We start from the raw sequence: 16,563 nt of genomic DNA, 5'->3' as shown, positions 1-16,563 counted from the left end.
TTTGAGATGCATTAGCCGGGGTGCGGCGGGCGTCGCCCCCGGCCGGGCCGCGGATGTTCCGATAATGCCTGACTAGAAGTTAAACCGCAGGCTCAGGATGACGCGCCGGTTGCCGGCGTCCACCGGTTCGCCCCCACCGAACCGGCCGCCAAAGAAGCCGGCCGTGTTCGTGGACTGCCCGAAGAAAGGCGACGCCAGGTTGCCCACCGGCGGCCCCGGATTGACACGGTTGAGCAGGTTCTGCACCTGGACGCTGAAGGTCAGGCTGAAACGCCGGTCAGAGCCACTGCCGCCGCCGAAGCCCCCAAAACCACCGAAACCACCAAAACCGCCAAAGCCGCCGCCCCCACCGCCGCGCCGGCCGCCACCCCGACTGCCGCCGGCAGCGCTGGCATCCGGGCCGCCCTCACGCTTGGGGCCGAACCCGAAGGTTTTGGCCAGCCGCAGGTTGATGATGAAAAAGCCGGGCCCCTGGGCAAAGTTGCGCGGAATGAGGCGCTGCCCCGGCAACGGCTCGGTGTCAAAAGTGCCGAACCGGGTTGTGACCACGCTGGGACGGGTCAGGTCGGTGGCAAAGGCCGGCCGGTCGTTGAAGACCGTATCGCCGTTGAGATCGCGCCCGACGGTGATGTTGAACGGTGCACCGCTGCGGGCAATGACAAACGGCGACAGCGTGATGCCGAACGGCAGGTTGAAGTTGGAGAACATGAGCAGGTTGTGCCGGATGTCGAGCGAGGAGCGCCCGAACTCGGCGCGCAGGTCGTAGGGGTCAGCCGGCTGGGTAAAGGCCCCGTCCGTGTCGCTTTCCGCCTTCGAGAGCCGGTAGAACGCGCCCAGCGAGAAGCGGCTGTTGAAGCCCGTCCGCACGCCGACGACGAGTTGGTGCTGGGTGAGCCGGCCCGTGGATTCCGTCTCGAACACGTTGCCAATCGGCCCCAGGGGAAAGACACCGCTCCCTGGCTGGCGCGGGTTGAACGTCCCCGGCAGCGGCGCGTTGACGTTGCGCGTCCGCAGGGCGTGCAGCGTACGGTTGAAAATGTAGTTGACCGAGGCCACGACGCCCTTGGGCAACTGCCGCTCGATGCCGATGTTGGACTGGATGGAATAGGGCGCCTGAATGGCGTTGTTCAGCCGCCGGATGTTCTGGGCGCGCCGGAAGGGTGCCAGCAACTCCGCCGGCGGAATGGCCGGAAACAGGTCGAGCAGTGCCGGATCGGTAACGATGAACTGCTGCTGGGTCTGGCCGTCGAAGCGCCGGGCCTGCAGCGTCAGCGATTCGTCAATCCGGTTGTAGAACAGCCCTGCCCCGAAGCGCAGCACGGTTCTGGTCTGTCCGCTGTTGCGCCCGTCCAGCCCCCAGGCCAGCCCGACGCGCGGCGCAAAGTTGAAGTTGCTCGCAATGTTGGTCTGGTTTTCGTACCGCAGCCCGTAGCTCAGCGTCAGGTTCGGGCGCACTTTCCAGTCGTCCTGGGCAAACAGTCCCACATCGTGCTGCCCCACCGTGGCGAGCGGGTTGCCAGCCGACAGCGTAAGCTGCGTGGCTCCGCCGCCAAGGGCGCGAATCTGCACTGGCGACAGTCCGAGCTGCTGGCCGAGCAGCGTCCGGCGGTAGCGTTCGAGACTGGTGATCTGCACGACCGAACCGGGAACGGGCTGGTTGTTGGCATCGAGTTCCGGGGCGACGCCGCCGGCAAAAATGTACGTCCCGCCGAAGTTGTTGGGCGAGATGTCCTCCGTGCGGATGTAGCGGTAGCGTCCGCCGAACTTGACCGTGTGATCGCCCACGGTCCAGGTGGTGAAGTTGTTGACCTCAAAGCGGTTGGTGCTGGAACGCGCGTTACCGGTCTGGGCGCCGCCGCCAATGAACGCCCCCTGAACGTTGATGGCCGGGGTGTCCAGCGCCGGGGTCGTGGCCAGGGTCTTCCGCACGAACTGAAAGCGCGTCTCGTTGACGGCGGAAGGTGACAGAATCGCCGTTTCGGTCAGTTGCAGCCGGTGGTCGCGCAGTTCGTTGGACAGCGCCTGCTCCGGCAGGCTGAAGGAAGACAACCCGCCGTTGCTGACGCGGCTGCTGTTGAAGCTGTAGCGGCCGACGAGCGTGTGCTTTTCACTCAACTGCACGTCAAAGCGCGGTGTGATCTCCCACTGCCGCCGGGGGACGACGACGGCGCGCGCAAAGCTCGTCGGGTTGAGATTGGCGTCGAGGATGGTGGTATTGAGGTTGGCGTTGTCATCCGTTTCCCGGCGCTCGGCATCCAGGGCGAACGACGCCTTGCCTTTTTTGAGCGGGCCGCCGAGGTTGAGTCCATACTGCCGCTGCTGGAAGGACGCGCGGCGCGGGGTGAACGGATTGCGGGAGTTGAAGATGGCATCTCCGGCGTTGAAAAACGCCGAGCCACGGAAGCTGTCGCTGCCCGGCTTGGTCAGGATTTCAATCCGCCCGAAGCCAATCTGGTCGAACTCGGCGGCAAAGGGGTTGGCGTTGATGCGGATTTCCCGGATGGCGTTCTTCGAGGGAAGCCGTCCGCCGGAAAAGCCATCCACGAAAATCTGCCCGCCGTTGGGGCCGGCGGAAGGTCCGGCCAGGGCCTGCAGGGCGCTTTGCAGGTCATCGGGGTCATCGGGCAGGGCTTCGAGGTCCTTGCCGCGCAGCACGATGGCCCCGGCATTGTTGTCCGGGGCGGTCGAAATCGGCGCTTCGGAGTTGACCTGCACCTGTTCGGCCACCTCGATGGCCAGCTTGATGGCGACGCTTTCCCGCCGCCCCGGCGCAATCGTCACCGTGATGTCCTCGTAGGGCTTGAAGCCTTCCATTTCCACGTGCAGCGTGTAGGGGCCGGGTGGCAGGTTGGCAAGGGTGAAGTTCCCCAGTTCGTCGCTGGTGGCGGACAGGCGTTTGCCGGTGGCGTCGGTCAGGGTGACGTTGGCGCCGCCGATGACGGCACCGGTTTCGTCCGTCACCTGCCCCCGCAAGGCCCCCTTGCTCTGGCTGGGTCCGGAGGTTGTGCGGCGTTCCTGGGCCGGCGTGGGCGTGATGGTGGCCGCCATCCAGCCGGCGCCCAGCGCCAGAAAGCATCCCAAAGTTTGCCAGGTCGTCAGCGTTTTCATCTTGGTGTGTTTCTTTTCCTTCATTCTGCGTTCAGGTTGCTTTTGGGCAGGTTGCTTTTGGGTTCGTGCCGGGCTCTCGTCTGGTCAGGTCCGTCGTGGCGGCACTGTGTTCAGGGGGTGTGTTCCGGGAAAACCTTTTCAGGGCAGTCCGATGCCGAGTTCCAGTCCGCCAAAGCCACCACCCCCGACGCCAGCAGCGCCGCCAGCCTGCCGGGCAAACCGGGCAAAGAGGGTGTCGAGTCCCTTGACGACGGTAATTGCCGTCACGCGGTTGGGCGTAGCGCCTTCGGTGGTCAGGACCAGCAGTTTGGTCTCCGGCTTGAGTTCACTCAGTTGCAGTGGCGGCAGGAACTCGATGAGCGCCGCCGGGTCGAATCCACCGGCCATGAAGCGCCCCCCTCCCGGCCCGCCGCCCGTGCCGCCGGGGCGTGGCCCCTCACCGGCCGGCGGCCCCGAAGGCGGCCCGCCCGGACGCTGGCCGCCGGGAGGGCCAAAGAATCCACCCTGCTCGGGCACCTGCTTGAGGTTGGAATCCGGCGTGATGCGCAGGGTCAGCGTCGCCCCGCTGTCATCCCTGGCCGTGATTTCCTGGCTGTCGGCATTCACGTTCACGACGGTCACGGAGAGCGTTTTGAACGTTCCAAAGACAACCTGTTCGGCTTCATAGCTTGTGCCGTCCTCGTTGCGTTTGCCGAGCGCCCGCACCTGGTCGCCGACGCGGATGGCTTCAAGCCGACTCGGTTGCGCATCGCTGAATTTCACAGAGTCCGGCGCATAGCGGCGAAAGGTCGTTTTGTCGTTCGTCACAATGGTCAGTTCCTTGAGGCCTTCGCGGGTACGCTGACTGACGGTGATGGTGCGTTTTGCAGGGTCAACGGCCGTGACCTTGCCGAATGTCCCCCGCTCGCGCCACGCCGCCCGCTCGATTTCCTGCTTTTTGGCGATGTCGCCCTTGCTCATGACGATCATGAGTGTAATCGGCGCCACACTGCCCGTTGGCGTCAGGCGCTTTTTGGCCGTGACACGGTCACCCAGCTCAATCTCCGCCAGGGTGATGGGAACGGCGTCCGCCATGGCGGTTTTGCCCAGCGGCAGCCGTTTGAACTGTGATTTGTCGTCGTAGGGAAAAACGACGACTTCGCCAGTGTCGCTTTTGACCGTGATGGTTGAGGTTTCAATGTCGAGGTCCGTCACCGTGCCAATGACGGTGACGCTGGCCGGAGCCTGTGCCGGCGTTTCCTGTCCCGGCGTCACGGGGTGGATGCGTCCCGTGGCGGTCGCCGGGTTTCCCACCAGGCAGGATGCCATACAGCTCACTATGAAAAATTTTCGGATGGGCATCGTTCAGTACACCTCGCAGCCGCAAGGCTGGAATCGGTCGCGTCTGTGCGACTCGTACGCCGGTTGTGCCGCAGAGTTCCGCGCAGGTATGTGTCGGGGGCGACGTTTGACGATTCTTTACGCGGGTGGACTGCCCGTGGCGGCTTCGGGCCGGCAGCGGTGGACGTAATGCCTTGTTGCGCGCGCCAGTCGTGCCGGAGCATCAGCCGGGCCGGTTTTGGACGTGAAAACGACTGCCCAAACCGGCAGCGGGCATGCTAGAGTCGCTTTCGTCTGAAATCGTACACTTCTCTGGATTGAGGCCCGATGACCACAGCAACGCACAGTTCCGTGACCGAAACGGCCGTCAAACGCGCCGTTCCCATGAATGTCTTTCGGCAGAGCGCGCCGCTGCGCACCGTCTGCCTGGAAAACCGCGAACTGGTCGGCCCCGGCGGAGTTGGGACGGTTCGCCACCTCGTGTTTGACACCTCAGCCGGTCCCTACCCGTTTCTCGAAGGCCAGAGCGCCGGTATCCTCCCGCCGGGCCTGGATGCCAACGGCAAGCCCCACAAGCTACGGCTCTACTCCATTGCCTCGACGCGCCACGGCGACACCGGCGACGGCAAAACGCTTTCCCTGTGCGTGCGGCGGCTGGAGTATCCGCACCCGGAGACGGGCGAAACGGTCTATGGTGTGTGTTCCACGTACCTGTGTGGCCTGAAGGTCGGCGACGAAGTCGACGTGACGGGGCCGACCGGCAAAGCGATGCTGCTGCCGGATGACCCGGCGGCAACCATCGTCATGCTGGCGACGGGCACCGGCATTGCCCCGTTTCGGGCGCACCTGTGGCGGATGTTCCGGGAAAACAACACGGACTACGAGTTTCGCGGTTCGGCCTGGCTGATTTTCGGCATTCCCACCACGCCCAACATTCTCTACCGGGAAGAGCTCGAAGACTTCCGGCAGCACGCCAACTTCCGCCTCACCTACGCCATCAGCCGCGAGCAGAAAAATGCCAAGGGGGGGCGGATGTACATCCAGGACCGCGTTGCCGAACACGTGGGCGAGCTGTGGGAGCTGCTCCAGCGCGACAACACGCACGTGTTCATCTGCGGCCTGCGCGGCATGGAAGACGGCATTGATGCGGCGTTCGAGGCACACACGGCGCCGCTGGGCATCCAGTGGGCGGAGTACCGCAAACACCTCGAAAAGAGCCACCGCTGGCACGTTGAAACCTATTGACGCCGACGGTTGCGGGAGGCGTCCTGGTGACAACCGCGCCGCCACACGCCACACCGGTAGGGGCAGGTCAGGGACCTGCCCCTACGTTTTGACCCTACGTTTGGGCAGGTCAGGGACCTGCCCCTACGACGGGCGAAATTGTTGAACGTCAAAAAGATACCGTTACTGGTGAATGTAAGTATCTGGTCAAAGGGAACACGGTGGCAGGCGACGGGATGATGACCGTTACAAAAATCAGTCCAACCGGCAAGCTGGTCATAATCACCGTCTATCGGCTGTAAGGGTGAGAGCCATGATGTGTGATGTTTGTGGCAGGGAAGGCGCACGGGTTCGATATGTCACCCGCAGTTATGGCAAGGGTGAGGATTTGCTGGTCATCGAGAACATTCCCTTGGTGAGTTGTCCACATTGCGGCGAGAGTTACTTCACAGCAGAAACGCTGTACGAAATTGAGCGCATCAAACTGCACCGTCAAAGTTTTGCAGGTAAACGACAGGTAGCCGTTGCCAAGTTTGCCTGATTTCAATGGGCAAACCGTAGGGGCAGGTTCACAACCTGCCCAACCACGGGGGCAGGTTCACAACCTGCCCAACCACGGGGGCAGGTCTCTGACCTGCCCCTACGGTTCACCCGCCGCTGGCGGCCTGCCCGGCAATACCGGCGCGTTCGCTGCTGCCTGCTGTCAGCAGGGCGACCGGATGCCTGCCGGTCGTCGTCTGCTGCCGGACTTCATGTTCGACCCGGTAGCGCCGCGCGGCCGCAACGAACGAGACAAACAGCGGATGCGGCATGTGCGGACGCGATTTGTACTCCGGGTGAAACTGGCAGCCAATGAACCACGGGTGATCGTCCCGTTCAACCATTTCCACGAAGCGCCCGTCGGGCGACCGTCCGACGACGCGCAGCCCCAACCGCGCCAGATGCGGCTCATATTCCGTGTTGAACTCGTACCGGTGACGGTGGCGCTCTGAAATCTCGGTCGTCTGGTAGATGGCCGCCACCTGACTGCCCGGTTCCAGATGGCACGGGTACGCCCCTAGGCGCATCGTTCCGCCCATGTCTTCGACGCCGATGAGGTCGCGCAGCAGGAAAAAGACGGGATGGCGCGTGTCCGGGTCAAACTCGGTGCTGTCGGCGTCGGCAAGTTCAGCCGTGGTGCGCGCCAGCTCGATGCAGGCGCACTGCATCCCCAGGCAGATGCCGAAGAACGGCAGCTTGTGCCGCCGGGCATAGCCGATGGCGCGCAGCATGCCGTCAATGCCCCGCTTGCCGAAGCCGCCGGGGACGAGAATCGCATCCACGTCGTGCAGGCGGCTTTCCCAGCGTTCGTCCACAGTAAGGTCTTCGGCCTCGATCCAGCGGATGTCCACCCGCAGACGATTGGCAATGCCGCCGTGCAGCAGCGCCTCGGTAAGGCTTTTGTAGGATTCGCGCGAGCCGACATACTTGCCAACGATGCCGACGGTCACGGCGTCGTCCGGGTGGCGGATGATGTCCACCATGCGCCGCCAGGCGCGCAGGTCGGCTTCGCCGGCCGTCAGTCCCAGCCGCCCCAGAATGAGTTCGTCGAGGCGCTGTTCGGCAAACTTGAGCGGCACTTCATAGACTGTCGAGACATCCTCGGCCGTAATGACGGCTTCTTCGGCGACGTTGCAAAACAGCGCGATTTTTTCCTTGATGCCACGCGGAATTTCGCGGTCGGTGCGGCAGATGAGCACATCGGGCTGAATCCCGATGCTCAGCAGGTCCTTGACGGAATGCTGCGTGGGCTTGCTTTTGAGTTCCCCGGCCGCCTGGATGAAGGGCACGAGCGTCACGTGAATGAACATCACATTCGAGCGCCCGACTTCGTAGCGCATCTGCCGGATGGCTTCCAGAAAGGGCAGCGATTCGATGTCACCAACCGTGCCGCCAATTTCGACGATGACCACATCCACGCCGTGGGCGACGGACTGGATGGCATCCTTGATTTCCGTGGTGATGTGGGGAATGACCTGCACGGTCTGCCCCAGATAGTCTCCGTGCCGTTCCTTCTCGATGACCGAAAGGTAAATCCGGCCGGTCGTGAAGTTGTTGGCGCGGGTCATGGTGGCACGGGTGAAGCGTTCGTAGTGACCCAAATCCATGTCGGTTTCGGCGCCATCGTCCGTCACAAACACCTCGCCGTGCTGAAACGGCGACATCGTGCCCGGGTCCACGTTGATGTACGGGTCAAACTTCTGCTGCGTCACCCGCAGCCCACGGGCTTCCAGCAGACAGCCGATGGAGGCGGCCGCAATGCCCTTGCCCAGCGACGAGACCACACCGCCCGTCACAAAAATGAACTTCGTCATGGATGCCTCACCGTGCGGCGGGCCGTCGCCGGCGGGGTGTCTCCGACAACAACCTGCACTTCAGCGCCATTGGCGCGAATTTCCGGGACGTACATGGCGTGGCCGAGCGTCGGCAGGGCAGCGAACTGCCCCGGCGTCTCAGCCCGCAGCTCATATTCCATCTGCCAGACCCCCTGTGGCAACTGTTCCACGAACAGCGCCACGTGGCGGTCACGCAGTTCCTGATAGACCACTTGCGTGCGGCCTGTCGGCTCCAATGTCTGGGGGCGGACTTCGCGGATGGTGAGACCCGCGCCGGAGCGTACCTGAACCGCCTCAAAGCAGGCCGGTTTGAGGTCCTCGAAGACCAGGTAGGCGTAGTCGTTTTTGGCTTCAACCGTGACGGTACAGAGCAGCCGGTCGCCGGTGGTCACGGGCGCGCCGTCCGCCAGCGGCACGCGCTCATAGACGACGCCCCGCAGCAGCGTCGGCCGCGGGACAAGCCGCCAGTATTGACGTTTGACATAAATCTCATTGCCGGCCGGCGGAATGGGCGCTTCACGGCTGAAAAACCGGGCGCTGGCGGCAACATACAGCACCCTGCCCTGCGGCTTGAGAATGCGGATGTCGTTGGTGCCATCCCGCAACACGGCAGCCGGGACGACTACCGTTCCCGGCGTCATCAGACCAGCGCCGGGTTCCAGCCGCTGCCGGGCCACGGAGGTTCCGTTGACTACAATCTCGTAGGCCACCGGTTCGGCCGTTTCGCCGGTGGCCCGCAGGTAGTCGTTCAGCGCCAGCAGGGCAATGGCGGTGTCGCGGGTGTTGCTCCACTGCGCGCCGCGCCGGTTTTTGACCAGCCAGTTCATCGCCGGCGTGACGAGTTCGTGGCCGGGTTCAATTGCCACCAGCGCCCGGAGCACAAACGCCGTCGTCTCCACGGGGCTGTCCGTCCAGCGATACCAGAAGCCGCCGGCGCCCCAGCGTGCCGTGGTGAGGTCACTGTTCGGTGCGCTGTCGCGGGTGACGCCATTGGCCAGATTGCGCGCCAGAACCTGCGCCCGCTCGCGCATCCCGGAGTGCTGGGCCGCCACAGCAAAGAGCGCGCGCCCGTAGGCCGTCAGGCGGTCGCGCTGCTGCCAGAGGTTGTCCAGCGCCGTCTGTTCCGTGGGAGCCATAGCCGTGTGGCCTTTGGCGCGCCGGGCTTCGGCCAGCGCATGCAGCAGCCAGGCCTGCCGGTCGGGCGACGTTTCTTCGGCGATGAGCTGTTGTTCGAGAAAGGTCATGCCGCGCGTCAGTACGTCGTCCCGGACTTCCAGCCGCGCCTGCCGGGCCAGCGCCAATCCCCACACGACATAGGCCGTCATGAAGCGGTCGGTGGGCGTCTCTTTCCACCAGCCCCAGCCGCCGTCCGGGTGCTGCGCCTCGTAAAGCCGATCCAGTCCCTGACGGATGATGCGGTCGAGTTCGGCCAGATCACGTTTGCTGCGTGGGTGCGTCCTGTCGGCCGTGGCGGCTTCGATGCCGCCGAACATGCGCCCGGCAATGGCTTCCGGTGCGATGCCCTGCTCACGCAGGGTTTTGGCAATGATGGCCGCCGGAAGGAACCGGCTCATCGTCTGTTCGGTGCAACCGTAGGGATAATCGAGCAGGTAGGGCAGGGCATCGAGCATGGTCACGGCCAGACTCGGCGCCACCTGGATGACAACCTGGGTGTTCTCCCGTTCCCGTGGCAGCTCAAGCCGCAGGTGTCCTTCGTTCTGACGCACCTGCGTGGCCTGCGCCACGAATTTTTCGATGCCGCGCACGTAAGCCTGCACGGTGCGCGTCATGGCATCGCGGTGTTCCCCGGCAACGGCCGTTACAGTCAGCTTCACGTCACCCGGCTGCTGAATGACGACTTCCCACGTGGCCTGGCCATCCGCATTGGGGGCAACCGTCACCTGGCGGGTTTGATGCGCTGCGTCAAGGGCAACACCTTCGGCCGCCAGCGTCACCGTCGCTGTCAGCGGCCGGTCGGTTCGGTTGTTGACGACGGCCGAAAACGTCGTCCGGTCGCCCGTCACCAGAAAACGCGGCGTTTGCAGCCGGACGACGAGCGGCTGATTGGTAACGGTACGCATCTCCGTCTGCCCGACTTCGCTGGCGGCCGAAACGGCGCGCGCCACAACTTTCCAGGTTGTCAGCGAGTCGGGAAACGTCGCCGTTACAGTGGCCTGCCCGTCGGGCCCGGTCACGATGTCGGGTTGCCAGAAGGCCGTGGCGCGGAAGTCGCTGCGCACAATGATCTGCCCGCCAGCGTCGTCTGCGCTGCCACTTGCCACGCCGGCAGAGAGTTCGTCGCGCCCGGCTTTGGCTGCATTTTCCCGGCTGCGGGCAACGGGGGCTGGTGCTGCCGGGCGAGCCATGCTCGCGGCGGCTTCCGGTGCGGCTTCGGCCGCGCCCTCGAAGTCTTTGGCTTCTTCGGCGCGCGGAGCTTCCGGGCGCGCGTCCGTCGGCGGTTCCGGTTTCAGGCGCACATAGGGGCGATACTGAAGGGAAGTTGTCGTTGCCACATAGGGTTGGCGGCGGTTGCCGTGGAAAAAGCGCCGGGGATCGGGGGCGTAATCGGTCTGAATCGCGCTGACAGCGTCATCCGTAACGGCCAGGGCAACTTCGGCCGGCAGGGGGCGTCCGGCGGCATCACGGGTAAGCAGCGTGAAGGTGACGGGTTCGCGTGGCCTGACTTCGGTGCGGTCAGCTTTCACCTGCACATCCAGCACCTGGGAAGTGGGCGGCACGGTGAATTCCCGGCGGACGTGTGACCAGCGCAAGTCCAGCAGCGAGTCGGCTTCAAGGTGAAAGTTGGGGGTGTCGCGGTCGGTAATCTCCAGTTCAACGAGTTTGGCCGTTCCCGTCAGACGAATGACGCGCGTTTCCTCCAGACCATCGCGGATGATGGAAAGCCACACGGTACGCCCGCTCGTCGGCGCCACGAGCATCACCGGGACGGTCCGCCCGACGGCCAGGGTGTCGCGGTCGGCGATGATTTCCAGGTCGGAGGCAAAGTAGCCGGTGTCGCTGGTTGCCGTGGTCGAAACCCAGACCGTCGCCTCGGCGGTGATGGGGTTGCGGTTGGGTTCGGGCGTCACCCAGGCGATGCGGTAGAAGCCTTCCCTGGGCGCCGTGAAGGTGAGTTTCCCTTCGCCCTGCGCCGGGTCGGTCTGTACGGTGCGTTTGAGCACTTCCTCACGTTCGTAGCCGCGCTGCCGGAGTCGGTATGGCCCAGCCTCCGGGTGTGCCCTGGCTTCGGCTGCCGTGACCGTGCGCCCACGGGCGTCAAGGAAAATTTCCCGCCACGTCTCGCGGGTGACGGTGACAGTGCCTTCAGCAGCAACGGGTTGGCCGTTGATGTCACGGGCCAGAAAGGTAACGGCAATGGTTTCGCCGGGGCGGTGCAGGCGGTGCTCCGGGCGTACATCCACGGCGAACCGTTGCCGGCCCACACGCACATTTGTCTGCCCGACGACTTCCCGCCGTGACGCATCCGTGACGCGCACTTCGATGTGGTAGGCCAGATCGGTTGCGGCAAAGCGGGGCGTCGGGAGGCTGATGCGGGCGCGTCCGTTGCCGTCGAGAATGAGGTTTTCACGCCGGATGATGCGGCCGCCGCGGCCGTCGGTGTCATTCTGGAAACCGGCTGCGTCATCGTCGAACCACAGACTTTCGGTCCGGTAAAACAACGGACGGTAGAGGGGTTGTTCGCGCACGATGACTTCGGCCCGTCCGCCGGCCACGGCGCCGCCGAAGTAATACTCGGCCGTGAGGGTGAGTTCGACGCGGTCGCCAGCGCGAAATGCCTTGCGGCGGCCGTTTTCTTCCGGGGTCGCAATCGCCACGCGGAATTCGGGCAGGCGGTATTCTTCGAGGCGAAACAGCGTGGCTTCGCCGTAGATGGTGTCAAATTCCTGTCCATCACGGGGCTTGCCGAAGCGGATGGTGTATTCGCCGAGCGGCCATGTGGCATCCGGCGTGAAACTGCCCCATGCGCCGCCGAAGCGGCTCAGCGTCACCTGACCGAACGCCACGCGCTCACGCCGTGGGTTGAGCAGTTCGTATCCCAGCGGGCTGCCGGCCGGGGTGCGGTAGGACTTTCCTTCGGATTGGCGGGCAATGATTTTCCACCGGGCTGTGTCGCCGGGACGGTAGGCGGCCCGGTCGGTGAAGGCATAGATTTTCCAGTCAGCCGGCGAGGATGAATCTGCGCCGCCGCTGTGCAGACAAAGCGCCTGCCGTGCGCCAGAAGCGGCCAGCACCAGCGTGGCGTAGCCCTGGTACTCCGCTTTCCCGAAGGTGGCGAGGCCGTCCTGATTCGTCGTGCCGGTTTGCTCCACCCAGACGGGCGTATGGCGTTGCCGGTTGTAGGCGGTGAACCACACCCGCAGGCGCATGCCGGGGATGGGCGTGCCGTCGAGTGCCGAAGCAGCGAAGACGACCAGCCGCCGGCCGTCGGACTTGACCAGCAGGGCAGCGTCGGTAACAAGCACCAGTTCCCGCGCCGTCTGTTTTCCGGCGCGGGCTTCGAGCAGATACGCGCCGACGGGCAGCGTTTCATCGAGGGTGACGAGCGCCTGCCCAGGGCGATGGTCACCTTGGTTATCTCCATCGCGGGACAGCGTTTTGACCGGCTTGCGCCCGGAGAGGTCAACGGCCTTCAGTCCCTGTTCATCGGTGCTGGTCGGTTGTATGTCCTGCGGCAGATCAATGGCATACAGGGCCAGCTCGATGCGCTTCACATTGCGCCAGTACAGACCGAACCGGATTTCGGAATCGGGGAGAAAGACGTTGCCGACGCCAAGCGTCAGGGAAGGGGTCGTGATGTCAGCGATGCGCTGTTGGGCTTCCTCCAGATAGCGCGAGGTTCCCGGACGGTAGGCGGCAACGAGCTGCCGGTACTGCGCCAGCGCAGCGGCATAATCCGGGCGCATCTGAAAGGTGCCGTCCGGCTGCTGCACAGGGCGGCCCGTGGATTCAAGCCACTGCCCGTAGTGGAACAGGGCGTCGTCGTACCAGGCTGTTTTCTGACCGAGGGCGACGGCGGCGGCGAATTCTTCCTCAACGCGCGCGTTTGATTCGTAATCGCCGCCCTGTTGCCGCAGGCTCATGGCTGTCAGGTAGTGCAGGTGGGCACGTTCTTCGTCATTGCGGGCCAGACTCATGGCTTCGTCCAGCGTGGCGATGGGAATCCGCTGGATGCGCTGGCCGAGGGGCCACGTTTCGTTGTCCACGGCATAGGCGGCCCTGAAAAGGATGTGCAGGTAGCGGTCGCGCGCGGTCGCCAGGTCTGGCGAGTGCGCCCACCAGTCGAGCGCCGCCGCATAGTGTGGCCACGCCTGATACCAGTTCTGGCTGTCGGGACGTGTCCACCAGAAGTCACCGAGGGAAACCTGCGCTTCGGCCCAGACCAGATCGCGTTCTTCGGTCCGGGATGCGGCTTTGACAAGGTCTTCCAGGGCGGTTCGGGCGGCCTCGGACGCCTGGGCATCTGCCTGACGGGTGGCGGCGCGGGCGCGCCAGTCGGTATCGGCCAGGCGGAAGCGTACCCACCGGGCGTCGTCCGGGGCGAGCCGGGCCAGGTCGAGCTGGGCGTAACGCTGCTGCGCCAGGGCGTAGGAGCCTTCGGCATAAAGGCGTTCGGCTTCGGTTTTGACAGACTGGAAATCCATGGTTTGGGCGTGGGCCGGCTGAAAGACAAGCATCAGGAGCAGCCCCCAGAGGACGGCGCAGCGCCAGCCTCCGGTGAGACGTTTATCCGGGCGATGGCAGCAGAGCATGGCACAGACCTTTTCGCGTTGAGAGATGAAATCCGGCGCTGCCCGTTGACGTTTGAACGAAGGCCGGGTTCCCGGCAGGAAAGGCTAGCCCGACGAAAACAACCTCAATGGTCTTTTCTGCGGGCCGTATCGGCCGGTGTCCGTGGGCAGGTAAGACCAAACGAAAAGGCTTCCTGACCTTTTGCCTTTGTGAGAAACATCATGGATAAACCGAAAACCGGTGGATGTTGTGATGTCTTTGGATGTACGTCCTGTTGTCGGTCGAAGCCGCCCGGCGTGGCGAAAAAGATTTCAGTGGTGTGGCTGGGCTTTCGTTCTGTATGTTGCGTTGACCTTGACCACATGGGGGCAAATGCCGGCCCCTGACCCTGAAACCGCACCGCCTATGCCTGTCAAACTCGAACCCATGCCGCCCCGCTCCGGCTATGAAGCCCCGGCCGCAGCCGCGGCCCGTTCGCTCGTGGAAAGTACGGCGGCCGCGCCCAAAGCCTTTCTGACGCACTGCGAAAAAACCGGCTATGCCGAAACCGGCCATTACGCCGAAACCGTGCGTCTGTGGCAGAAGATGGCAGCCGCCTCGCCGCTGGCCAAACTGCTGACCATCGGAAAAACGGCCGAAGGACGGCCGCTGTACGTCCTCGTGGCCTCGAAGGACAAAGCCTTCACACCGGCTGCCGCCCAGGCGACGGGCAAACCGCTGGTCTTTATCCAGAACGGCATCCATCCCGGCGAAATTTCAGGCAAGGATGCGACCTCAATGCTGCTGCGCGACATCCTCATCACCAAACGCCATGCAGCGCTGCTCGATTCGGTCATCATCCTCGCCATGCCGGTTTTCAATGCCGACGGGCACGAGCGGTTCAGTCCGTGGCACCGCATCAACCAGAACGGGCCGCGGGAAATGGGCTTTCGCGCCACGGCCACCCGCCTGAACCTCAACCGCGATTACCTCAAAGCCGATGCACCGGAAATGCGCGCCTGGCTGCGGTTTTTCACCACCTGGAAGCCGGATTTCTTTGTGGACAACCACGTGACGGACGGCATGGATCATCAGTACGACGTGACGCTCGACATGCCCACCGAGCAGAACATCTGGCCCTCCGTTGGAGCGTGGTCAAAGGACAGCTTCCTGCCCCGGCTCTATGAAAGGTTGGAGTCCGATGGCCACATTGTCGGCCCCTATGCCGAGCCGCGCGATCCATCCGACTGGTCGAAGGGATTTGATGTCGGCGTCATCGAGCCACGGTATTCGACGACCTATGTTGCGCTGTGGCACCGTCCGGCCCTGCTCGTCGAAACCCACAGCCTCAAGTCGCACCGGACACAGATGTGGGCGCACTACGACATCATGGTGCACACGCTCGAACTGGTGGGTGCGGAAGGGGCGCGGCTGCGCGCGCTCATCCGCGCTGCCGAACGGGAAATGGCGCAGCTCGGCACAGGCTATGCCCCACAATCCCCGCTGTTCCTTGCCGGGACGTGGAGCAGCGCTGGCGAGGCGTTCATCTACCGGGGCGTCGCCTGGCGCGAGGAAACCAGCGTCGTTACCGGGCGGCCCGTGCGCGTGTATGAAAGCCGGCCGGTGGACATCCCCACCCGGCTGTTCAGGAAGCTGAAAACCACGGCGGCGGTTCCCGTGCCGCTCGGCTATCTCATCCCGGCGGCCTGGACGGGCATCCTCGATGTGCTGGCGGCCCACGGCGTTGAAATGCACCGTCTGAAGCAGCCCACGACCGTAACCGGCGAGACCTACCGGTTGACCGAGCCAAAGTGGGCCGCGCGGCCTTTTGAAGGTCGTGTGATGCTGACCGGTGTTACGGCCAAGCGGGTGCGGGCGACACAGACGTTTCCAGCGGGGACGGTTTATGTACCCATGACGCAGCCGGCGGCGCGCGTTATTTTCAACTGGCTCGAACCTGAAGGCCCTGACTCCGCCGTACGTTGGGGGTGGTTCAACACCATCTTTGAGCAGAAGGAATACGCGGCGGATTACGTTTTCGAGCCGATTGCCCGCGAGCTGCTGGCCAGAAACCCGAAACTCAGGGCCGAATTTGAGCGCCGGCTGGCCGCCGACGCCGATTTTGCCGCCAGTCCACGGGCGCGGTTGCAGTTTCTCTACGAGCAGACACCGTACTACGAAGCCGACAAGGACCGCTATCCAGTGGTGCGCGTCATCGAACCGTTGCCGTAGTTGCCGGTTGGGTTCGGGTGGGACGGGCTGGTAGTGCCCGACCCACCGGGGACGAAGCAAAGAAACGAGATCGGGCAAAAAAGAAGCGCGCCGACCGAGGGCGCGCCGCGTTCTGCTATGTGGTGGGACTGCCGACAGAGAACCAGCAGTGGGGTGCCAAAACTACATCGTCAGTTGCGCCTGCTTGACCTTGTCGGCGACAGCATCGCGTCCCGTCACCGCATCCATCAGCGTCTTGAGAGCTTCGTTGAACTTCGTCAGCGCCGTGGAAATCTTCTGCAGCCGCTCGGCAAAGCTTTGCAACCGCTGGGCGAAGCCGCCGATGCCGCCAGCCGCCCGATCAAGGAAGTCCGTCGCGCGTCCAAAGGGCCCAAGCGGGGGATTCTTGGCAATGTTGGTGTTGCTGCCGTTGAGCAGCGAGGAACCTATCCGTTGCACGAGGCTTGACAGCGCGCCCTTGACGCCGTTGCTCAAGAGGGAGGTGGCCAAGCCTTTGACCGCATTCATCGCAACACCCTTCAGCATCGGAAGGGCAACTTTCGCAAGACCGGCAAGTATCGGGAGTGGCATGATG

8 protein-coding genes are annotated in these 16,563 nt (G+C 64.1%); 3 read left to right on the top strand and 5 right to left on the bottom strand.

The window, feature by feature from the left end; translation table 11 throughout:
* Nucleotides 1-72: 72 nt before the first annotated feature.
* Both J8C05_RS14035 and J8C05_RS14030 read right to left on the bottom strand, forming a co-directional pair.
* Complete coding sequence (locus J8C05_RS14035; RefSeq protein WP_211423377.1) at nt 73-3,108, bottom strand: TonB-dependent receptor; 3,036 nt, start codon at nt 3,106-3,108, stop codon at nt 73-75.
* 138 nt (nt 3,109-3,246) lie between these two features.
* Entirely contained in the window at nt 3,247-4,416 is a 1,170-nt protein-coding gene (locus J8C05_RS14030) for a hypothetical protein (protein WP_211423376.1), read from the bottom strand.
* 339 nt (nt 4,417-4,755) lie between these two features.
* Between J8C05_RS14030 and J8C05_RS14025 the strand changes: the two genes are divergently transcribed.
* Both J8C05_RS14025 and J8C05_RS14020 read left to right on the top strand, forming a co-directional pair.
* A complete protein-coding gene (locus J8C05_RS14025) occupies nt 4,756-5,673 on the top strand; it encodes a ferredoxin reductase domain-containing protein (protein ID WP_211423375.1) in 918 nt (305 codons plus the stop codon).
* A gap of 292 nt (nt 5,674-5,965) precedes the next feature.
* Nucleotides 5,966-6,193, top strand: coding sequence for a type II toxin-antitoxin system MqsA family antitoxin (locus J8C05_RS14020; RefSeq protein ID WP_211423374.1), 228 nt, complete (start codon nt 5,966-5,968; stop codon nt 6,191-6,193).
* 106 nt (nt 6,194-6,299) lie between these two features.
* Here the strand turns inward: J8C05_RS14020 and J8C05_RS14015 are convergent, their stop codons facing one another.
* Complete coding sequence (locus J8C05_RS14015; RefSeq protein ID WP_211423373.1) at nt 6,300-8,006, bottom strand: CTP synthase; 1,707 nt, start codon at nt 8,004-8,006, stop codon at nt 6,300-6,302.
* Nucleotides 8,003-13,798, bottom strand: coding sequence for an alpha-2-macroglobulin family protein (locus J8C05_RS14010; RefSeq protein ID WP_211423372.1), 5,796 nt, complete (start codon nt 13,796-13,798; stop codon nt 8,003-8,005). The genes J8C05_RS14015 and J8C05_RS14010 overlap by 4 nt, the downstream gene beginning before the upstream one ends.
* A 385-nt stretch (nt 13,799-14,183) precedes the next feature.
* On the opposite strand from J8C05_RS14010, the gene J8C05_RS14005 reads away from it, so the two are divergent.
* Nucleotides 14,184-15,989 carry a M14 family metallopeptidase gene (locus J8C05_RS14005; protein WP_211423371.1) on the top strand — a complete coding sequence of 602 codons (1,806 nt, stop codon included), beginning with the start codon at nt 14,184-14,186 and terminating at the stop codon, nt 15,987-15,989.
* A gap of 162 nt (nt 15,990-16,151) precedes the next feature.
* Here J8C05_RS14005 and J8C05_RS14000 read toward each other — a convergent pair whose 3' ends face one another.
* Nucleotides 16,152-16,559 (bottom strand): hypothetical protein, encoded by a 408-nt coding sequence (locus J8C05_RS14000; protein WP_211423370.1) that lies wholly within the window; start codon nt 16,557-16,559, stop codon nt 16,152-16,154.
* Nucleotides 16,560-16,563 lie beyond the last annotated feature (4 nt).

The sequence above is a fragment of the Chloracidobacterium sp. N genome (genome assembly GCF_018304765.1).
Taxonomy (GTDB): domain Bacteria; phylum Acidobacteriota; class Blastocatellia; order Chloracidobacteriales; family Chloracidobacteriaceae; genus Chloracidobacterium; species Chloracidobacterium aggregatum.
Note: the sequence above shows the minus strand (reverse complement) of the source record. Positions and strands in the feature narration are given on the sequence as shown.